At 53.4% G+C, this 18788-nt stretch carries 22 protein-coding genes and 1 pseudogene; 15 read left to right on the top strand and 8 right to left on the bottom strand.

From position 1 onward, the window contains the following. The first annotated feature begins 90 nt into the window (after window positions 1–90). The 3 genes from ACR0EZ_RS21780 (at window position 91) to ACR0EZ_RS21770 (ending at window position 2004) form a co-directional block, all read left to right on the top strand. The gene (locus tag ACR0EZ_RS21780; RefSeq protein ID WP_480616873.1) at window positions 91–402 is read left to right on the top strand and encodes a TIM barrel protein; all 312 of its coding nucleotides are present in this window, start codon (window positions 91–93) and stop codon (window positions 400–402) included. A gap of 11 nt (window positions 403–413) precedes the next feature. Continuing rightward, on the top strand, window positions 414–1295 hold the full coding sequence (locus tag ACR0EZ_RS21775; protein ID WP_480616869.1) for an alpha/beta fold hydrolase: 882 nt from the start codon (window positions 414–416) through the stop codon (window positions 1293–1295). Window positions 1296–1704: 409 nt separating this feature from the next. Continuing rightward, entirely contained in the window at window positions 1705–2004 is a 300-nt protein-coding gene (locus ACR0EZ_RS21770; RefSeq protein ID WP_480616871.1) for a hypothetical protein, read from the top strand. 30 nt (window positions 2005–2034) lie between these two features. Here ACR0EZ_RS21770 and ACR0EZ_RS21765 read toward each other — a convergent pair. Both ACR0EZ_RS21765 and ACR0EZ_RS21760 read right to left on the bottom strand, forming a co-directional pair. Continuing rightward, window positions 2035–2346: pseudogene (locus ACR0EZ_RS21765) on the bottom strand (substrate binding domain-containing protein); the annotation flags it as partial. Continuing rightward, a complete protein-coding gene (locus ACR0EZ_RS21760) occupies window positions 2343–3239 on the bottom strand; it encodes a LysR family transcriptional regulator (RefSeq protein WP_480616867.1) in 897 nt (298 codons plus the stop codon). The gene ACR0EZ_RS21760 and the pseudogene ACR0EZ_RS21765, both read right to left, overlap by 4 nt. A gap of 93 nt (window positions 3240–3332) precedes the next feature. Here ACR0EZ_RS21760 and ACR0EZ_RS21755 point away from each other — a divergent pair, with 93 nt between their 5' ends. After that, the gene (locus tag ACR0EZ_RS21755; RefSeq protein ID WP_480616865.1) at window positions 3333–4070 is read left to right on the top strand and encodes an SDR family oxidoreductase; all 738 of its coding nucleotides are present in this window, start codon (window positions 3333–3335) and stop codon (window positions 4068–4070) included. A 5-nt stretch (window positions 4071–4075) separates the two neighbouring features. Here the strand turns inward: ACR0EZ_RS21755 and ACR0EZ_RS21750 are convergent, their stop codons facing one another. Next, complete coding sequence (locus ACR0EZ_RS21750; protein WP_480616864.1) at window positions 4076–4990, bottom strand: AraC family transcriptional regulator; 915 nt, start codon at window positions 4988–4990, stop codon at window positions 4076–4078. Window positions 4991–5085: 95 nt separating this feature from the next. Between ACR0EZ_RS21750 and ACR0EZ_RS21745 the strand changes: the two genes are divergently transcribed. Next, entirely contained in the window at window positions 5086–5835 is a 750-nt protein-coding gene (locus tag ACR0EZ_RS21745; RefSeq protein ID WP_480616862.1) for an SDR family oxidoreductase, read from the top strand. A gap of 72 nt (window positions 5836–5907) precedes the next feature. On the opposite strand, the gene ACR0EZ_RS21740 is transcribed toward ACR0EZ_RS21745, so the two are convergent. Continuing rightward, entirely contained in the window at window positions 5908–6750 is an 843-nt protein-coding gene (locus ACR0EZ_RS21740) for a methylenetetrahydrofolate reductase (RefSeq protein WP_480616860.1), read from the bottom strand. A gap of 51 nt (window positions 6751–6801) precedes the next feature. Next, a complete protein-coding gene (locus ACR0EZ_RS21735) occupies window positions 6802–7191 on the bottom strand; it encodes a DUF983 domain-containing protein (RefSeq protein WP_170515877.1) in 390 nt (129 codons plus the stop codon). A 120-nt stretch (window positions 7192–7311) separates the two neighbouring features. Between ACR0EZ_RS21735 and ACR0EZ_RS21730 the strand changes: the two genes are divergently transcribed. Then, window positions 7312–8721, top strand: coding sequence for an aminotransferase-like domain-containing protein (locus ACR0EZ_RS21730; protein ID WP_480616858.1), 1410 nt, complete (start codon window positions 7312–7314; stop codon window positions 8719–8721). Between the two features lie 76 nt (window positions 8722–8797). On the opposite strand, the gene ACR0EZ_RS21725 is transcribed toward ACR0EZ_RS21730, so the two are convergent. Continuing rightward, window positions 8798–9409 carry a TetR/AcrR family transcriptional regulator gene (locus ACR0EZ_RS21725; RefSeq protein ID WP_480616857.1) on the bottom strand — a complete coding sequence of 204 codons (612 nt, stop codon included), beginning with the start codon at window positions 9407–9409 and terminating at the stop codon, window positions 8798–8800. Between the two features lie 106 nt (window positions 9410–9515). On the opposite strand from ACR0EZ_RS21725, the gene ACR0EZ_RS21720 reads away from it, so the two are divergent. From ACR0EZ_RS21720 to ACR0EZ_RS21705, 4 genes are all read left to right on the top strand, one after another. Further along, window positions 9516–9977, top strand: coding sequence for a DMT family transporter (locus ACR0EZ_RS21720; protein WP_480616855.1), 462 nt, complete (start codon window positions 9516–9518; stop codon window positions 9975–9977). Between the two features lie 61 nt (window positions 9978–10038). Continuing rightward, window positions 10039–10494: a nuclear transport factor 2 family protein gene (locus ACR0EZ_RS21715; protein ID WP_480616853.1), complete on the top strand. Its 456-nt coding sequence runs from the start codon at window positions 10039–10041 to the stop codon at window positions 10492–10494. Continuing rightward, window positions 10487–11365: an ergot alkaloid biosynthesis protein gene (locus ACR0EZ_RS21710; RefSeq protein ID WP_480616851.1), complete on the top strand. Its 879-nt coding sequence runs from the start codon at window positions 10487–10489 to the stop codon at window positions 11363–11365. Before ACR0EZ_RS21715 ends, ACR0EZ_RS21710 begins: the two co-directional genes overlap by 8 nt. 185 nt (window positions 11366–11550) lie before the next feature. Then, window positions 11551–11796 carry a hypothetical protein gene (locus tag ACR0EZ_RS21705; RefSeq protein WP_480616849.1) on the top strand — a complete coding sequence of 82 codons (246 nt, stop codon included), beginning with the start codon at window positions 11551–11553 and terminating at the stop codon, window positions 11794–11796. A 412-nt stretch (window positions 11797–12208) separates the two neighbouring features. Here ACR0EZ_RS21705 and ACR0EZ_RS21700 read toward each other — a convergent pair whose 3' ends face one another. Then, a complete protein-coding gene (locus tag ACR0EZ_RS21700) occupies window positions 12209–12589 on the bottom strand; it encodes a VOC family protein (RefSeq protein WP_480616848.1) in 381 nt (126 codons plus the stop codon). A gap of 85 nt (window positions 12590–12674) precedes the next feature. On the opposite strand from ACR0EZ_RS21700, the gene ACR0EZ_RS21695 reads away from it, so the two are divergent. Next, window positions 12675–13427, top strand: coding sequence for a DeoR/GlpR family DNA-binding transcription regulator (locus ACR0EZ_RS21695; protein ID WP_480616846.1), 753 nt, complete (start codon window positions 12675–12677; stop codon window positions 13425–13427). After that, window positions 13424–14605, top strand: a complete 1182-nt coding sequence (locus ACR0EZ_RS21690; protein ID WP_480616844.1) for an MFS transporter — start codon at window positions 13424–13426, stop codon at window positions 14603–14605. Before ACR0EZ_RS21695 ends, ACR0EZ_RS21690 begins: the two co-directional genes overlap by 4 nt. A gap of 33 nt (window positions 14606–14638) precedes the next feature. On the opposite strand, the gene ACR0EZ_RS21685 is transcribed toward ACR0EZ_RS21690, so the two are convergent. Next, window positions 14639–15979: a tetratricopeptide repeat protein gene (locus tag ACR0EZ_RS21685; RefSeq protein WP_480616842.1), complete on the bottom strand. Its 1341-nt coding sequence runs from the start codon at window positions 15977–15979 to the stop codon at window positions 14639–14641. 93 nt (window positions 15980–16072) lie between these two features. Between ACR0EZ_RS21685 and ACR0EZ_RS21680 the strand changes: the two genes are divergently transcribed. From ACR0EZ_RS21680 to ACR0EZ_RS21670, 3 genes are read left to right on the top strand one after another with little or no spacing between them, the layout of a single operon-like run. Further along, complete coding sequence (locus tag ACR0EZ_RS21680) at window positions 16073–16291, top strand: hypothetical protein (RefSeq protein ID WP_170624857.1); 219 nt, start codon at window positions 16073–16075, stop codon at window positions 16289–16291. Window positions 16292–16316: 25 nt separating this feature from the next. Further along, window positions 16317–17783, top strand: a complete 1467-nt coding sequence (gene gntH / locus ACR0EZ_RS21675) for a guanitoxin biosynthesis MBL fold metallo-hydrolase GntH (protein WP_480616840.1) — start codon at window positions 16317–16319, stop codon at window positions 17781–17783. A gap of 14 nt (window positions 17784–17797) precedes the next feature. Next, entirely contained in the window at window positions 17798–18778 is a 981-nt protein-coding gene (locus ACR0EZ_RS21670; RefSeq protein WP_480616838.1) for a CobW family GTP-binding protein, read from the top strand. The last annotated feature ends 10 nt before the right edge of the window (window positions 18779–18788 follow it).

Genomic DNA, 18788 nt, shown 5'->3' with positions numbered 1-18788 from the left:
CTCATCTCCACTCCTTGGCGGTTACGATGAGCCAGAAACCCTCTCTTATCAAATCGACCTAAACTGTCCCATTGGCGCTGACGTCAGACAATCTCAAGAGCCGTCGGTATGCCGAGCGTCAAAGTGCTTTACGACTTTTGGCATCAGCAGATCCATGGCGGAGACCTCATCGAGAACCTGGAACTTGCCTGGGATGAGATTGGGTACTTCCAGATTGCCGACAATCCGGGCCGTGTTGAACCAGGCGTCGGAGAAATCAACTACCGGCCGATTATCCAGAAGATTGCCGAAAAGGGCTTCGACGGGATAATCGGGATGGAGTTTGACAACTCCGTGGCGGGCATAGAGGGCGAGCAGTCCGTCATCGACGCTATGCGCGCGATTGATCCAGCGCAGGCATGAAGGGCGCAGTCATGACCCTTAAGACTTTTCTAGTTGCGGCGAACGCAGCATTTGCGCTCGCACTTGGATCCACACCCGTTGCAAGAGCAGAAAACATGTTGCAAATCGAAACCAGAACGATTGGTGGGTACGAAGTTGCCTACACAGACCAAGGCACTGGCGAGGTACTTGTACTCATCCACGGGCTTGGTGCAGATCTCAGCCGATGGCGCGAAGTAGTTGGTTCGCTATCCAAGTCACACCGTGTGATTGCGCTTGATTTGTTAGGTTTTGGACGTTCTGCGAAACCTGACATCAGCTACCGTGGGCAGACCTATGTTGATCAGTTGTTCGCGTTGCTTGACGCATTGGACATTGAAAACGCGACTTTGATTGGCAACTCCATGGGTGGCTGGATCGCATTGCTGGCTGCGGAACAGAAACCCAATCGCATTGAACGGCTCGTACTCGTCGCGCCGGCCTTCGTTCAAGGACTTCCGGATGGCATGAGCGCGGAAATGCTTGCAACAGGCGCTGCCCCACAATCAGAGAGCGATATGCGCGCCTACCTGGGCCGGGTTTATGCCTCCCCGCCTACAGACGACGCAGTCGTGCGACAGCTTTTGCAGGAACATCGTACGGCGAATGCGAATGGCGCTATAAATGCGATATCGCGGTCTCTGGCGACGGGCCAAGACACCCTGACACCTGAGCGTTTAGCGCAGCTCCATCAACCCGTGCTCATCATTCATGGCGATAGGGATGGCATTGTTCCAATGGTTGCCTCAGAGGCCTTGGTCGACCTCCTTCCAAACGCTCAGCTATTGCAAATAAAAAATGCCGGTCATTGGCCGCAGGTCGAAGCGCCAGCCGACTTCCTCAATGCCATTTCGGAGCCCCCCGAAACAAAGTGAGGTTGGCTTTCAAAACTCGGCGATACTATTGGGAAAGCAGTCTAGTGAAGGCCTATTTACGGGGCTTTCGTCGAAGCTGTCATTCGTTCAATGGCTGGTTTGCCCGCCTCTAGTGAAAAGCAAAGTATGGGTCCGAATGTCCGCTTTGGGCTGCGAGAGGTCATCTATCTTTCGACATCCGACGGCAGCATTGTTCGCGTTAACGTCATTCGAGAATGCTTCAGATACGGTATGGTTCGAGCCCAAAACGGAAGCTTGAATGGACCTTCCGCCAGAATGAATCGCGTCATCAAAAGAGATCATTACCGTTTAGCACCTGCTATTGCGCAGAAACTTCGACACAATCAAATAGTTGATTTTGTATTGCATCTTTGGCCAAGTATTAGTTGGAACCATAGAGAGAACGACAATGAAGAAAATTTGGAAGCCCATGGCTGTTGTGTTAGGAGCGCTGACAGTTGCAGCATGTGAAGATACTGGCAGCTCGACAGCATCAGCAGAACTGACTCCTGCCCAGCAGGCATGTCTGCGTGATGTCGCCAATACGACGAACAATTCGCAAGTTGTGGTGCTGTCGTCCGCGTTTAGCGAGGCGGGAACACAAGTAACCGTCGGTGTTGGCGAGGATCGTGCTCCTTGGAATTGCATTGCCTACAGTGATGGCGCGACAGCTGGTATCGAGTTCCTGGGCGACGAAGGCGCATTGTGACCAATTTGGTGCGTAGCTGAGGACGATATCGCCAAACCTCATGACCAAGCAGTTGTGGTTTAATAGATCTTCTGGTTTGTCAGGCGTTCCGAATGAGGCCAGGTAACTTGGGGACGCGCATACGAAACGTTGGTAGCTTCCTAGATTTCGCAACCTGAGCGAGCTGTCTGTGATGTTGCCGAAGCGAACAACAAGGTCGAAACCCTGGCCTACAAGGTCGACATAGCCGTCTGAGAGGGACAGTTCGATTGAGACGGCAGGGTTCTCTTCGGTGAATTCGGCAACAACCTCGGAAACAAAGCTCCGTCCCAAGTCAATGGGGGCGCTTAGACACTTCGTCAAAGCACTGCCTTGTTGAAAATGCGAACGACCCAATCGAGGAAAACCCGGACGCGCGGGGATAGTTGTCGATTTTGTGGGTAAAATGCAGCCAGCGGAGTGGGCGATGGTGGCGCATCCGGTAAAACTTCTACAAGGCGTCCCGCTCTCAAGTCTTCCAGAAAACGATATTTCGGAGCTTGTCCAATCCCGAACCCTTCTCGGATCAACTCATGCACTGTGTCTGCGTCATTTGCTGTAACCAGCGCTGGCAACGTAACTTCCTTAGGCTTGTCACCGATCTTGAACTCCAGCGGCAATACTGCGCCAGTGCGCGAAGACAGGAAGCCGACCATCTGATGACCTCTCAGGTCGTCTACCGACTTTGGAGTGCCAAATTTGGCTAAGTACTCTGGACTCGCACAGGTGATTTCGGGGAGATCGATCAGGCGCCGTGTGATCATACCACTGTCATCAGGAATGCCTGCACGGATGACACAATCGACCCCTTCGCGCACCAGATCCACCAGGCGCTCTGTCTGGCCGAGTTGAAGGGTGATCTTGGGGTAAGTCGCGAAAAAATCAGCCAGGTGCGGCAGCAGGAAGACCCGCGTTAGAGTGCCGGGGGCGTCAATGCGAAGCAGACCTGAGGGTTCGTGCCCACGCAGTGCACCTTCAGCTTCCTCCAGATCAGCCAAAATGGACGCGCACCTTTGGTAATAGGCTTGCCCATCCGGTGTTGGAGCAACATGGCGTGTCGTTCGATCCAGCAGCCGACTACCAAGGTCGCGCTCAAGCCTCTGGATGGCTTCGCTTGCGGTAGACCGCGGAATGTTCAGATCCGCTGCGGCATTTGTGAAACTCCCACGTTCGAGCACCCGAACAAACAGGCGCATGGTTTCAAGTCTATCGATCATTGTTCGCTTTTATCGAATTGTCATTCCAATTCAAAACAGATTATCTGGCTCTTCTCCCTTTCTATCTTCGCAGCAATCAGACAGGAGATTGACATGGTACACGGACAACGAACTGCAATTGTTACCGGCGCCAGCAAGGGGATTGGTGCAGCTATCGCACTCCGCTTGGCTCAGGATGGCCATGCAATCATTGCCAATTATGCGAGTGATGATGCAGGAGCGAACGAAGTTGTAGACGCTATCAAAAAAGCTGGCGGCCAAGCAGTCGCGGTCCAGGGTGACATTTCTGATCCATCCTGCTTGCCGCGATTGTTCGATGTGGCTGAACAAGAATTCGGTTCTGCTGATGTTCTGGTTAACAACGCGGGAATTATGCGCCTGAGTGCGGTTGCTTCTACATCTGATGCCGATTTTGAGGCCCACTGCGCAGTCAACATTGGAGGTGTCTTTCGCGGTTTGCGTGAGGCAGCCAACCGCATGAGAGAAGGCGGAGCGATTGTCAGCCTGTCCTCCAGCGTGGTCGGTCTCTATCAGCCAACATACGGGATCTACGCAGCGACGAAAGCTGCGGTGGAAGCAATGACTCATGTGCTGGCCAAAGAATTGGGCTCACGTGGCATCACCGTGAATGCTGTCGCACCTGGGCCGGTTGGGACCGACCTGTTCATTACTGGCAAGCCCGAGTTGATGATCGAGAACATCAAAAAGATGAACCCGTTTGGACGGCTCGGAACGCCCGAAGACATCGCTGCCGCTGTTTCGCTTTTGGCTGGACCTGATGGTCGTTGGGTCAGTGGGCAAACACTTCGCGCCAATGGTGGTGTTATCTGACAGAGTTAGCCCGAAGCTTCCAGCGGATTTGCCTTTGAGTAACGCGCGGGCGGGCATCCAACATAGCGGGAAAATGCCGTACTGAAGGCACTGGACGACCCATACCCGGTCTGGGCAGAGATTTCGGCAATGCTGAGATCGCCCGCTCGGAGCATATGCTTTGCCAGTGTCATCCGCCAGTTTTGCAAGTAGCTCATTGGGGGCATTCCCATGACCCCTTCAAACCGGGTGAAGAATGCAGATCGGGATAGCCCGGCTTCGGTTGCAAGAGCCTGAACAGTCCAACTGTGAGCCGGGGCTGCGTGCATGGCTCGCAAACTTGGTCCAACCCGCACGTCTGCCAATCCATGCAAAAGGCCAGCAGTCGGGGCCGGGTCCGCGCCAGAGCGGAAGGCTTCGATCATTAGGACTTGCAATAGGTTCTCGACGATCACATCTCGCGCCGGCCTATTTGCGCGAGCCTCGTCGCGAACAAGCCCTGTAAGCGCAGCTAACCGACCCTCACCGCGGACAACAATCAGATCAGGCAGTAGAGAGATCAATAAATCAGCGTCCGGGCTGGCAAAGGTGCAGTGTCCAACGAGCTGTTGAACTTCTGGATCCGCGTCAGATGCCCCAAGCCGGAAAATACCGTCTTCACCCTCCACCGGGTGGTTGACCAAATCAGTGGGTGGCGGAGGGTCCATGCTAGAGAAGGTGAAGGATTTGACCGCAGGGATCAGCACAAAATCACCCGCATTCAATACCAATGGTTCTTTTCCTTCGACCTCCAGGCGTGCACGTCCGGTTAGAAGCGAGCAGTAGAAGGCCTCGTTTACATCCTCGCGATGCACCCGAAATGGTCCTGATGCTTGCACCAGTTTGGAATAGGACGCTTTGGGTTGAAGGAGGGTGATGATTTCAGAGAATGGATCTGCCATTTTGGACCATCGATAAAAAGAAACGGACTATTGATTATTTATAATACTGCCGACACCGTCTACTTTCAAGGCATCAAAAAATAGGAGACAACGTCATGAAGACCGTATTGATCACAGGATGTTCTTCGGGATTTGGCCTGGAGACGGCGCGTTTCTTTCTCGAACAGGGCTGGTCGGTTCTCGCAACAATGCGCAAGCCAGATGAAACCTTATTGCCGGCCTCGGATCGTTTGACGATCCTGCCACTGGATATCTCGAACAGCGAGAGTATTGCAAAGGCAGTGGATGCTGCGGGCCCCATCGACGCGTTGGTGAACAATGCAGGCGTCGGTTGGCTTTCCCCTTTTGAGGGCACATCAGAGGATAACCTGCGCCGAATTTTTGAGACCAACACGTTCGGCACCATGGAAATGGTCCGTGCGGTGCTGCCACAAATGCGCGCCACGGGGTCAGAGGTGATCGTGAATGTCTCTTCCAGTGTCACACTTAAACCGCTGCCGCTGGCTTCGGTCTACACGGCAAGCAAAGCTGCGGTGAACGCCTTCACCGAGTGCCTTGCCCTTGAACTGGCTCCGTTGGGTATTCGGACCCATATCGTTCTACCAGGTCAGGCCCCAACGACGAATTTTGGCAAGAACGCAATGGCACTGATGTCAGAATCCAATGACACGCCTGAAGACTACAAGCCGTTCGTCGAGCAAACCATGGCGGCCTTCATGAACACCGAAGGGAAAGAGTTCACCTTCTCCGAGGATGTCGTTCAGGCAATCTGGAGAGCCGTCACCGACAGCACATGTCCACTTCGGGTTCCCGCTGGAAAGGACTCGGTCGCTCTGGCGGCTTGACACCTTCAACAATCAGAAGAAGCCCTCTCGAAAATCCAGCATGGCCGACCCCAATGGCTGGCCTTTTTTACCTCAAGCTAGCATTTTTCTCGAAGCGTCCCGTGTTTGGTGCGCCTTAATCGCAGCAAGCCACTCAACGGCAACCTTCGCGCCACCAAAAGGATAAAGGTGAACCGCAACATCAGCTAAATTGCGTCGTTGCAGCCCTTGTTCGATCATGTAGATCAGACAGGAGATATCAACGATCCTGTCCACGGTGTCACTCACGTTGTTCAACCCGCTAGCCGAAACCCCGAATGAGCGTGCAAACCTGAGCAGGAGATCCCTTTTGGTCGGCCCTGGTATCCCAATTTGGATGGTCTGGCTAACACCAACGTTTCGAAGCTGGCTTATCCAGTTGAGAATTCTGATTGGATCAAAGGCAAGTTGAGTGGTTATGCTCACGCTGCACTCGTAGGACTCCAGAAGTTTTACTTTTTCCTCCAGTAAGGCCACGTCAGAACGATAACCTATGGCTGCGTTTCCCTCTGGAAAACCTGGCAAGGTGACGCTCTTGATCGCATATTTTTTAATCCACTCGGTTCGAAGGAGATCCATCGTGTTGTTGAATGGACCCGACGCATCAGATGGGTCACCGCCAACGACCATGACTTGTCCTTGTGCGCCCGCAAACCGGAGTTTTTCGGTCAGGTCAAACAAGTGTTTCTTTGATTGAAGGCGTCGAGCTGCAAATACTGGCACCGGCAATAGTCCGGCATCGTCGATCCGGCGCACCGTTCGCAGCCTGTCATAGTCATCCTCATCGTTCAGCCAGGCCACATTGACAGCGGTTCTCGCAGGAATAAGGGGTGCGGCTGTTGTGAGATCCGCAATCGTCTTTCCTGTCGCCTCAAGTGAAAAGAAATTCAAATCCATCAAGGTAACCATCCTTCGAAAGGGCTGAGAACTCGTCGGGAGGGCGGCTGGCTAGAACCCGTGCATGCGTTTGGCCCATTGGTATCCGACAATCAGGCCCTTCATGACCGGTAGCAGTGCCAAGGCACCGACTACTGCGATGACCGACATGCTCAAAGCCAACACCCAGGGTTCTGGTCTCCATGTCACCCATGCGATGTGCAACGCGAACCCCATAAGGTGGCCTACGATCAGGATCGTAAGATAAGCCGGACCATCATCAGCCCGCTGATGGCTCAGATCCAAACCGCAATTCGAGCACTCATCGTTCACTTTGATGTAGCTATGCAGCAGTTTTCCTTCCCCGCACTTGGGGCACTTGAGGCGCATCCCATTCATGATCGCGGGTTTGATGGGGCGCTCTTCGCTGTCGTCGTGGGCATCAATTGCAAGGTCGGACATCTTTGATCTCCTTCAGTTGCGCCTCAGATAGTTCATCTTCAGACAAAATGCAATCAATAACCAATCAATGCGATGGAATATGCGACAATATGTTGAAATTCACTCTCCATAAGGGTAAAAGTGACAGAAACAATCTCCTGCATTGAATGGAGCAAAGCCTTGAAGTCATGGACGCCGAATCTGCGCAACGACGGGAAACCACTCTATGTCCAGATCGCGGAAGCGATCAGACATGATGTAGAGACAGGTGTGCTTGATGCAGGTGACAGGCTTCCGCCTCAACGCAGCGTCGCCAAGCTTGTTGGCTTGGATTTCACAACTGTCTCTCGCGGGTACTCTGAGGCTGCGAGGCGAGGGTATATCGACACCTTTGTCGGCCGGGGCTCGTTTATCCGGAAACCAGAAGAAACTTCAGAGAAAGCAGACCCACGCCGCGCGCTTGAAGAAGATCCGAACATGAACATGCCCCCGGAGCCAGATGATCCGGCTCTGGTGGCCCGTATGGAACAAGGCCTCACACATGTTGCTGCGAACCTCGTTCCTCTGCTTCGCTACCAATCCATTATCGGGAGCCGGCAAGACCGGGAGACCGCAGCACGCTGGATGAACATCAACGGTATCGACGTTACAGCAGACCAATTGGCAATCACGCCTGGCGCACATGCCAGTTTGCTGTCGATCCTGACATTGCTCGCCAAGCCCGGAGACACCGTGATCTGTGAGCGCGTGACCTATCCCGGTATTCGCGCCATAGGCGCTCAACTTGGCATCCGGCTAATTGGCGTGAGATCAGACGACAGCGGTATTCTTCCTGATGATCTGGATGCCGCTATCCAAGAGCACGCGCCTTCTGCTCTTTATCTGAACCCGACGCTGCAAAATCCCCTGACGCTTACAATTCCGATGGAGCGACGTCAGCAGATCGCGTCCGTTTTGGACAAGTATGGTTTGCCTTTGATTGAAGATGACGCTTGTCGTTTTGTGTCGTCGGATGCTCCACCTCCTATCTCACAGAATATCCCAGAATTGGGGTGGTACATCGCGGGTCTTTCGAAATGTCTGGGCGCTGGTTTGAGGCTTGCGCTTACGGTGGTTCCGTCTGGGCTGTCGAAAACCCACTTCACGCGGGCCTTGCAGGCATCGAATGTCATGGCGTCACCAATCACAACAGCTTTGATGGCGCGATGGATCGAGGATGGTACAGCCGCGGCAGTGCAAAAGTTTGTCCGCAAGGAGGCGAACCGCAGACAGAACTTGGCGGCCAAGATCATGCAGGACCAAGACTTCGTCGACTGCAACGAAGCATTCAATATCTGGCTCAAGCTGCCCGAAGGGTCGAGCAGAGCTGATGTGATGAGTCACATGGCCAATCGTCAAATCGGGATCATGCCGAGCAATGCGTTTACGGTGACAGGAGAGCCCGATGAAGCGGTTAGGGTTTGCCTTGGTGGCCCAATTTCATTCAGCCAGCTGACTGAAGATCTCGAAGCGTTGAATTATGCGATTACCCATAAAAATTGGGTTCCCTAGTCTGTTAGGCGGTGACGAATATCTGAAGCGACCTTCGCCTCAGTTCTTCAATTTGCTTTATGATTACTGTTTATTTTTATACACTTAGTACCAGATTGGTAAATCGTTGAATGTCTGCTGATCTGACAGGTCGATGCTGAACGATGACGTGCCAGTAGAGCGGTGCGATAAACATATCCAGGATCATTTGCCGATCTGTGTCTTTTGTCAGCTCGCCACGCTCAATGGCTCTGTCCAACATAATCATTGCTTGGGCCCGGCGATCCCGCGTCACACTCTCCAGCAATTCTGCCAATTCATCAGAACGAGCGTGCTCAGCATGTAGGTCCGGCAGAATCCGCCTCACAAGCGGATGGCGCAGAGTTGCAGCCATTCTGCGCATAAGCCTGGCAACGTCCTTCTCAAAAGATCCCGTGTCCGGAATTGGAGTGATATTCGTGGCAGCTGATTTCACCGCTTCGGTCACCAGTTCAAACTTGGATTTGCTCCTTCGATAGAGCGCCGCCTTTCCGACACCTGCGCGAGCCGCAATACGCTCCATGCGTAGAGCCGAGTAACCCGTTTCCGCCCATTCCTCAAACAAGGCGCGTTGGATTGCTTTCGTCACCGTGTCTTGCAAAACGGCAGCCCCGGCCGGCTTCCGACGCGGCCGATCAGAATATTTTACGTCGGAACTATTGCGTTCCATCGTAATTCTCCCTTATATAGGACGAAACGGTATCGTTCCGCTGTACTTTGAGGCAAACTTGTCGATACCGCAACCCGTTTTTGGCGGCTGATGAAAGGACGCAAAGATGGATCCGAAAATCGCACTTTTGTGGTTTGCGCCTCTGCTTTGCGGGGCCTTGATACCCATCCATGCCGGAATGAACTCCGAGCTCAGCCGCGCTGCCGGCCACCCACTCTGGGCAACTTTGTTGTCGTTTGGAATTTCATTCGTTTGCCTGGTGGTCGGCATCGCATGGCTTCGACCGACATTGCCAAGCTTATCATCACTGTACGCGGCTCCTCCTTGGGCATGGGTAGGAGGTGTGATCGGTGTTATTTACGTGATGGCGACCATGGTACTGATCCCACGCTTTGGGGCCGCCGCATTTATTGCCGCAGTCGTTGCTGGACAAATGACGATGGCACTCATCCTGGACCAGAACGGGCTTCTTGGGAACGCTCCTCGACCAGCCGACTTCTATCGCATCACTGGTGCTGTGCTGTCGATTGCAGGTGTTCTGATCATGCAGTTTGGAAGAGCGACATAAGCCAAGTCATCACTCACAGAACAACCCTCCCGTTAAGGGAACAACAAGAGGTAAAGAAATCATGTCTGACACGAATAACATACCCAGCTTTGGCGCGATGCTGCGCGGTGCCCTCGGAAATGCAATCATCGCAGAAGCAGGCGAGAACTTCCTGGACATGTGTGACGAAGGCATCGTGTTCGAGTTCCCGTTTGCTCCAGAAGGCTCTGTGCGAGAACTCCGCGGCCGAGACACGATGGCAGCCTATCTGCCAACGGCAGGCGGCCTAATCAGCTTTGAATCCATGAGCCCGGCAGTCACCCATGTTGCCAAAGACGGTGAAACCTATGTGTTGGAGTTCTCCTGCAAAGGTAAAGGCGAGGCCGGGCGCTACGATCAGAACTACATCTCGGTCATCGAGGTCCAAAACGGACGTATCACGCGCTATCGCGACTACTGGAACCCACAGGTTCTGCTGAATGCCGTCGGCGGCGTCGAAGTTCTTAAGTCCAAGCTAGGAGGCTTTATCGATGACTAATTCCATTCTTGTTACTGGCGGGACCGGCAAGACTGGCAGCCGCGTCGTCAAACAGCTACATGCAAAAGGGCTGGCCCCCCGCGTGGGAACACGCAGTCCTCGAAACAAAGATGAATTACGGTTCGATTGGAGCGATCCGCCTACGTTCACTGATGCTTTCGAAGGCGTCAGAGCGGTCTACCTCGTAGCACCCACAGACGCAGTGGATTCACTGGGAGCAATGCAGCTTGGTCTTGAGGCGGCACTTGCCGCGGGCGTCCAGCGCTTCGTGCTACTCAGTGCCTCTTCTTTGGAAGAAGGCGGACCAATGATGGGCGCAGTCCACGCTTGGCTGCGCGCCAACGCTCTGGAATGGGCCGTGCTGCGTCCAACCTGGTTCATGCAGAACTTCTCAGAGCTTCATCACCGAGATTCCATTCGCGATGAATCCGCCATCTACACAGCAACAGGGGACGGCCGAGTTGGCTTTATCGATGCTGGCGATATAGCAGCCTGTGCAACGACGCTGCTGGTCACTCCTTCAGTCAAAAACACTGACTATTTACTCACTGGACCGGAAGCGATTTCTTATGATGTCGTTGCCGAAACACTGAGCAATCAATTGGGGTGGAAGACCACCCATCATCGCCTAACCGTCGATGAACTGGCAGAGCGTCATCAAAGCCTCGGATTGCCGGAAGAATACGCTAGAACGCTGGCGGCAATGGACGGCATAATTGCTGGCGGGTCAGAGGATCGCGTCACTAACAGTGTGCTGAAGCTGACTGGATCACGACCAACCTCTATCGATCAGTTCGTTCAGCAAAACACGAAAGCATGGACGCAGAGAAAAGATATCAACATGCGAGTGGCTGAGACAGTGAATATGTGAGATGCGTGTATCCTTAGCTGACCTTCGTGTTGGCTTCGGGGACGGTAGCAATGTTGCGCATGTCGAAGATTGCTAAGCTCGGCGATGAAGGTCCGCTTCGGGCTGCGACCAGTCAATCATGCAAGCCGCAGAGAGCGGCAACACTGAGCCCAAAGTTTCATTAGTCGGTGCGCAGTTTTGAGAGCATGGGGCCGACTCTCTTTTACGCGTGGGTGGCTGAAGGTGGTCGGATCAATTTCGACCTCCATGCACATGCGGGTGACCAAAACGTGACCTACGAGAAAGGGCGCGGTCAAACCGAAGGTGAGGGCAGCTTCGAAACCCCCTTCGCGGGTGATCACGGCTGGTTCTGGCGAAACAGGGACGATGAGACGGTTACCGTCACACTCAACTTGAATGGTGCTTACTCGGACGTTGTTCGGAGCGAGTGATATCGCAAGCCGCGCATCAATACAGTGGTGCGCGGCACCCAAGCGACTATTGAAGACCTATGTTCAGGTGCTCCCAACTGAAGTTGCAAAGCTCGGTTCTCAATGTCCGCTTTGGGCTGCGACCAGCCAATCATACAAGCCGCAGAGAATGGCCGCATCGAGCCCAAAATACAAAATGCTTCAACGTGCTTTAAGGTCAGCGATGCGCAGTAAGCGGACATTGCAAATCTGCAAAGTCTACCCGTTATCCACACAGGGCGAGGTCCTGATTTGTTGCCGGTTTTGTCGAGCGCCGTACGCTTTCTAAGCGGAGACAATTTGAATGGATTGTGACGCTCGTCTCGAAGCTAAGAAGCATAGGACCTTTGCTTTTGACACCAAAAAATCAAAACACCTTTGACCATAATTGAGTTCATTCGACGATCTCCACCATGAGACCTTCCGGAGATCGAACCACTGCTTCATAGTATCCGTCGCCCGTTCGCCTCGGTTTGGACACCAGCAGCCCCGCGTGTTTGAAGCGATCTGCCACCTCATCAACTTTCGATACACTACCTACTGAAAAGGCAACGTGTGCCCAGCCACCTTCCTCGTGAAAGCAAGGCTTCACCCATGGTCCTTCCATCAGTTCGATGCGAACGTCTTCGTTAGGCAACGTGGCGAAGCGGGAGGCAAAGCCGAGGCGATTCACACTCTCATACCTGTCGCTGAGTTCCGCTTCAAAAAAATGTACCCAAAATTTCGAGGAGCGCTCCAAGTCTGTTGTCCAAAGAGCAATGTGGTTCAATTTCATCCCAATCTCGCTCACATCTTTTCAGTATTGACGGGCGTCGCATAGCAGCCTATGCGGTTTATTGCAATATTCTGAAGGTTTCTGCATGAATCTGAATGTACCAGACACTCGTCAACTCGAACTGGCTCGGCGCTTGCGGGAAGGTCAACAAGTCATTGCGGTCGAGGCTGCTCAAGAATTTGACGTGTCAGTTGATACGATCCGGCGGGATATTCTCGCCCTCGAAGCAGAGGGAAAGGCCCAACGCGTTCGCGGTGGTGCTGTGCCTTTGTCCACTCCGGCACCGCCATTGCATAAAAGACTGTCGGGAGATGTCGCGCCTGACGCGAAGCTGGTATCTGCCGCTATCCGAGAGATAGGCAGTGCGGCGACACTCCTGATCGATGGAGGCACGACAACACTTGCCATAGTCGAACACCTGCCCCACGAAGAGGGTCGCCTTGTGATCACACCGTCGCCCTGGATTGCGATTGCCTGCCAGCAAAAAAACGTTCCGGTCTATGTTTTGGGTGGTAGCCTAAGGCCGCAAGGCGGCATTGCGACAGGAGACACCGCAATCGAACGGGTTGGGGATGTCGCGGCAGATGTTGCGATTCTGGGAGCGTGCGGACTGGAGGCAGAGTTCGGTTTAAGCTCGGACGATGCAGAAGAAGCCATGATGAAGAAGGCAATGCACCGGGCTGCAAGCCGCACTATTGTTGTGACTAGTCACGCGAAAATCGGCCTCAGAGCCCGTCATCGAACAGTAGCGCTCCCAGAGATAGATGCCGTTGTCACAGATTCAAACAACGCGACAACAGATTTGCTCGCGTCCCATACGCGTGTGGTGACCAAATGACCGACAGTTCTCGTGTAAGTGAACTGACCTCGAGAATTGGCCAGCCGACTAACCATTCGGCTACAAACTCGGCGCGTTTAGCCACACGTTTGGCCTTTTTTACGGCGGGTTTCTCCCTGGCCTGCTGCGCCCCCCTTTTTCCCTTTTTCAAAGAATCCGTTGACGTCGATAAAACGCAATTTGGGCTACTCCTGCTTTGTCTTGGATTTGGATCTATAGTCGCCATGCCGATTACCGGTGTCTTGGCAGCGCGCAGTGGAGCGCGTCCACTTATTTTGCTTGGAGGCTATGGTCTGATCGCCATGCTTCCCCTACTGGCACTATCGCAAACGCCAATAGCTTTGGGTGCAGCTTTTTTCGTTTTCGGAGCATCACTTGGAACCATCGACGTCGCAATGAACGTTCATGGCGCGGAAATTGAAGCTATCGAAAATCGACCACTTATGTCGAACTTTCACGCCCAGTTCAGTATTGGTGGGTTTTTCGGCGCTGGTTTGGTTACACTTTTGTTGTCGTTGTCCATCCCAGTTCTGGCTTGTGCCATCGTGGGGGCTATCGTGGCATTGGCTTCAATGCTGCTGGCCCGCTCCCGGTTTTTGGAGGTCAGTGGCAAGGATCCGGAACCCATTGTCGTTCCGCGCGGGGTTGTTCTGCTCTTAGCCATTTTGGCAGCAATCACGTTTTTGATCGAAGGTGCTCTGCTGGACTGGGGCGCTCTTCTGATCATTGATCTTGAACTCACCGAACCCGAAAGCGCCGGCGTCGGTTACATATTGTTCTCAATCGCAATGGTATTAGCCCGCCTGACTGGTGACCGAATTGTTGAGCGATGTGGGGAATATCTCGTGCTGCTGGTTGGCGGATCAATCGCAGTTCTTGGCATCGCGAGTATTCTGCTATCGACCAACTCGGTTGTTGCCATGCTTGGGTTTGTCTTGATTGGGCTCGGAGCGGCGAATGTGGTGCCGATCTTATTCAGCGCTGCTGGACGTCAAAACTTGATGCCACCGGGGATTGCTATCGCCTCGGTTACTACAACGGGATATGCAGGCATCCTTATGGGGCCAGCATTGATTGGTTTCATATCTGGGGCATCGACACTGGCGACGGCATTCTGGATTCTTGCGCTGCTCATGGTATCAGTTCCGATTTTCGCGAGACTGGTGGCAAAAGTCTGAACCCAGCATAGGCAACAGTCTCGATAATTTTCGTCAGTACCTACTCAGTGTTTCCAGTATCATATTCCGCGTATTGACGTCGTTGTGGAAAATCCTGTCGGCGAGAAACTCGGACGGAAACTCAGGCCATGTCCCGTGCATTTCAGCGACGAGCCGTCGTGCTTCTTCTGAATTTCCCAACTTATCGTACGCAACAGCTTGGAATAAGAGCGAAGGAGCACTGACTGGCGCTCCGGCAGCTGGTGCGCCCTGGAAGGCTTCAACAACATTTTCGTAGTTCCCGAGCATAAGTTGCGAAACGCCCCAGATGTTTCTCGCACCAAACCTACCAGAGCCTGATTTGGGCCTCTCCGGGTTGCTAACCTCGGCAGCAAGTTCCGGGGCGTTAGCCAAGATGGCGGTGATACCTGCAAGGTCGAGAATATGGCCATCATTCGGCGCCAGTTCGACGGACATTCTTGCGTACTTCAATGCCTCGTTTGGCTGGTTTTTGACAGCCAGCACCCAACCATTTGCGCCGTTTGCCCATGCATCGACGGGGGACAATTCAAGCCCTATTCCAGACATTTCTGAGGCTTGGTTGAAGAGATCCTCCCTCTGTGCTTCATCCGGCGACAACACTGCTAGGATCGCCAGGACCTGCGCTGATCCAGCATAGCCATCAGACAGAGCCGGGTCGAGTTCCATCGCGTGCTGGAACATTCCCAGTGCTATTTGCTGACGTTTGACATCAAAAACGGGAAAAAACATGCCTCGGGCTTGGTCCGCAAGGTTGGCAGCCTGGAGTCTTGTCAATGATTGTTCACCAAGCGCCACACGTTCTGCTTCTTCGATGGATCGAGTTGTTGGCACAACCTCCCTGTTATCCTGGCTCGTCCAGATTCCAAGCACAGCGACTAATGCAAGAACACCCAGTCCGGCTGGCAGCAGTTTCAGCGAACGCCGACGCTCATCAGGCTCATCGCTGTCCCACGCACTCGATGTGCGATCTTCATTTGTAGGTACGTAGGAAAACCGCGGCTTGTATCCGCCAGGGTCAACAAAGATGCGAACTCCATTGCCGTCCCAGTGATCTTCGTAGAACTGATGCAAAAGACGACGCAGTCGCCTAGCCTCAACGCGAACCAGGTTTTGACCACCAGTACCATCTATTCGCCGTCCATAGACCTCAACAGCGATAGCTTTACCTCTAATCTGATTGCTTCGACCAGATAGAGATTCCTCGACTATGTAGGTGAGAAATTGCGTGAGTCGGGGTGAAGCTTGAAACCCGTCGCTTGATACAATTCGACTCAGAGCTTCCTGGATGAGCTCCGGAGAAGGCTGTCCAACATGTTGATTTATTGGCAATTCGTTGGATTTGTTCAATGTCAACTCACCCCCAACTCACGGTGACTCACTTGGCCTTTGCGGTCAACCGCACTCATCTTGATTTGAGAATAGATAGTGGGTGTCGGGATTTTTCCAGTGACGGTGGACCTGATTGAAGAAATTCCAGAACTTTCCGATGTGCTGTCGAGGCACATCGAAACGGACGCGCTTCTCGGCGAGGTCATCGAAGACCTGAAGAAAGCATCTGCGTTTTCGAAAGACGCATCGATCACGGCCTCAGAGCGCGCCGAATGGGCCCACATCAAATCTGAACTCATCAACGAGCTTCGCCGGATATTGAAGCGCAAACTGTGAGATACTTTTAACTGAGGACCGATCCATGACCAAGGAAGACAATAGAAAAGACCAGGACGACAAACAGGCTCAGGCGTCAGACCAAATTGAAGACCCGTCGCGGCGGAGTGTTCTAAAGGGCTTGGCTACTGGAGCGGCTGCGACAGGGGCAGCTGGGTTTGCGGCAGGAAGCGCCGAGGCCCACGAAGGAGACGGCCCTCTAGGAGAAACACTCAAAAACCCATATGGTGGTCGACCCGCAGGCGGCATATCTTTGCCGGAGTACTTCCGTCCTACGAAGTACATGACTGGTTCAAACGCGAACTATTTTCCACTGAGTGAGGAGTTGGGGCCAGATGAGATGCGCATCTCATTCTGCGGTTCAACACCCTATCCGCCGCGCGAAGATCAGGCGGGTACTTGTATCATGGTAGAATTGGGAAATGGAAAACGGTTCTTCTTCGACTTTGGATCCGGTTGTGTCCGCAACATCATCGCCATGCAGGTGCCGGGGCAGCTGATCAACGACATCTTTATCTCTCACCTGCATGTCGATCACTACGCCGACATCCCTTACATCTACCCGTTCCGGGCCTGGTCGGGAGGGTACACTCCACTTCGTATTCACGGCCCGTCCGGTCGGACACCCGAGCTTGGAACAGCCGGAATGGTTAAAGGCATGCAACAGATGCTCAAATGGCATCTGGAGGCCTTCGATGTTTTCCCGATTGGGGACGGCTACGAGATCGAAGTCAACGAGTTTGATTTCAGCCAAGAAGGCGGCATCGTTTATGACCAAGACGGTGTGACTGTTCGATCTTGGCCCCGCAGCCACGCCAAAGACGGTGCAGTTGGGTATCGGCTCGATTGGAATGGTCTGAGCTTTGTATGGACAGGCGATGGTCGCCCGGATGAGCTTTCAAGGAAATACGGCGAAGGCGTTGATGTCTTTGTAACCGAAATGTCCGGACAGGACATAGGTCAGCTGATGACCTATAAATACGGTATCCCACAGGAATTGTTTAATTACACAATCGATACGCATCATACCTCCCACTATGCTGTGGGTAAGCTCTTTGCTGACACAAAGCCGCGTTTGGGAATGGTGACGCACTATACGCAAGACGAAGACATCGACGCTGAAATGCTGGCGGGTATTCGCGCCCATTACGACGGCCTTTTCCAATGGGGTCTCGATGTTGCCGTTGTTAACGTGACTAAGGATGCGATCTGGTATCGGAAAGCCGCATTGCCCGGAAAATCTGGCACAGTTCCGCCATTCCGCGAACTGGCTGCGGCAGCAGAGGCCGGGCGCATCGAGCTTCCAGAGGAAGTTACTTTGCCGAACCCAAGGCTTACCCGAGCGGATCAGCAAGATCAGAAGTATCGAGATATGGAGATCGATCCACGCGAATACTACCCAACTGACGTTTTCCGAGCGCCCGGCGGAGACTGGCCGCAGAACTTTACCATCAAAGTCTCGGATGTAATCGGCTCGCGCGAAGAAGACTGAGAGGAGATCCAATCATGATTGAATTCGGTTCGACTTCTGCAATCCCCGTAACGATCCTTACCGGCTTTCTCGGAGCCGGTAAGACAACACTTTTGAACCGCATCCTGACAGGTAATCACGGGTTGCGGGTTGCGGTTCTGGTGAATGACTTTGGATCAATAGACGTGGACGCTGACTTAGTAGTCGGTCTCGAAGATGATGTGATGAGTCTGGCAAATGGCTGCGTTTGCTGCTCGATCCGAGATGATCTGATCGAAACGGTGGAAGCCGTTCTCGCCCGGCCTGAGAAACCGGAATACATCGTCCTTGAAGCAAGCGGAGTGTCGGACCCGTCATCAATTGCGATGACATTCACCGATCAGAAGTTTCGGGACATGATCCGCTTGGACAGCCTCATGTGCCTGGTCGATGCGGAACAGCTATTTTCTGCGCCGGAGCAAATGGAACTGAAGCTCCGTCAAATCGCGTTCTCGGACATGGTTATTTTGAACAAGGTCGACCTCGTCGACAGGGCGGCTGTTCAAAGGGTGCACGATTGGCTTGGGTCTCGCTTCCGTCGATATCGTCTGGTCGAAGCTGTCAACGCAGACGTCCCACTGGATATACTTCTTTCCGTTGGTCGTTTTGCCGCCGAACAGCTCGAAACAGAAATACCCGATCATCACGAACATGGACCGGATTGTGGTTGCCATCACTCTGATCACTCGGACAGCTTCTCAACAACTATGATGAAAGCTGAACGCCCGATAAGCCTATCCTCTCTCAGGAGTGCAATTCGGAAGCTTCCGGGCGACGTTTATCGTCTCAAGGGTTTTGTTTTCAGCGAGGAGGATCCAGATCATCGCATTCTTGTTCAGGTGGTTGGAAAACGTATGGACATCGCACGGGATGGTGCTTGGGGTGACCGCAAACCCGAAACACGGCTTGTCGCTATAGGCGCACCGGGGGCGCTCTCCGAGGATGTCCTTTCGGATACGCTTATGGAGACAGTCTGAAAGCCAAGTT

This window comes from Ruegeria sp. AK4 (assembly GCF_056541025.1).
This window is presented reverse-complemented; position numbering and strand designations above follow the sequence as displayed.

Coding starts and splice junctions, on each gene's coding strand:
- ACR0EZ_RS21775 (WP_480616869.1), top strand. CDS start 414: ATGACCCTTAAGACTTTTCTAGTTGCGGCGAACGCAGCATTTGCGCTC.
- ACR0EZ_RS21770 (WP_480616871.1), top strand. CDS start 1,705: ATGAAGAAAATTTGGAAGCCCATGGCTGTTGTGTTAGGAGCGCTGACA.
- ACR0EZ_RS21760 (WP_480616867.1), bottom strand. CDS start 3,239: ATGATCGATAGACTTGAAACCATGCGCCTGTTTGTTCGGGTGCTCGAA.
- ACR0EZ_RS21755 (WP_480616865.1), top strand. CDS start 3,333: ATGGTACACGGACAACGAACTGCAATTGTTACCGGCGCCAGCAAGGGG.
- ACR0EZ_RS21750 (WP_480616864.1), bottom strand. CDS start 4,990: ATGGCAGATCCATTCTCTGAAATCATCACCCTCCTTCAACCCAAAGCG.
- ACR0EZ_RS21745 (WP_480616862.1), top strand. CDS start 5,086: ATGAAGACCGTATTGATCACAGGATGTTCTTCGGGATTTGGCCTGGAG.
- ACR0EZ_RS21740 (WP_480616860.1), bottom strand. CDS start 6,750: ATGGATTTGAATTTCTTTTCACTTGAGGCGACAGGAAAGACGATTGCG.
- ACR0EZ_RS21735 (WP_170515877.1), bottom strand. CDS start 7,191: ATGTCCGACCTTGCAATTGATGCCCACGACGACAGCGAAGAGCGCCCC.
- ACR0EZ_RS21725 (WP_480616857.1), bottom strand. CDS start 9,409: ATGGAACGCAATAGTTCCGACGTAAAATATTCTGATCGGCCGCGTCGG.
- ACR0EZ_RS21720 (WP_480616855.1), top strand. CDS start 9,516: ATGGATCCGAAAATCGCACTTTTGTGGTTTGCGCCTCTGCTTTGCGGG.
- ACR0EZ_RS21715 (WP_480616853.1), top strand. CDS start 10,039: ATGTCTGACACGAATAACATACCCAGCTTTGGCGCGATGCTGCGCGGT.
- ACR0EZ_RS21710 (WP_480616851.1), top strand. CDS start 10,487: ATGACTAATTCCATTCTTGTTACTGGCGGGACCGGCAAGACTGGCAGC.
- ACR0EZ_RS21705 (WP_480616849.1), top strand. CDS start 11,551: ATGGGGCCGACTCTCTTTTACGCGTGGGTGGCTGAAGGTGGTCGGATC.
- ACR0EZ_RS21700 (WP_480616848.1), bottom strand. CDS start 12,589: ATGAAATTGAACCACATTGCTCTTTGGACAACAGACTTGGAGCGCTCC.
- ACR0EZ_RS21695 (WP_480616846.1), top strand. CDS start 12,675: ATGAATCTGAATGTACCAGACACTCGTCAACTCGAACTGGCTCGGCGC.
- ACR0EZ_RS21690 (WP_480616844.1), top strand. CDS start 13,424: ATGACCGACAGTTCTCGTGTAAGTGAACTGACCTCGAGAATTGGCCAG.
- gntH (WP_480616840.1), top strand. CDS start 16,317: ATGACCAAGGAAGACAATAGAAAAGACCAGGACGACAAACAGGCTCAG.
- ACR0EZ_RS21670 (WP_480616838.1), top strand. CDS start 17,798: ATGATTGAATTCGGTTCGACTTCTGCAATCCCCGTAACGATCCTTACC.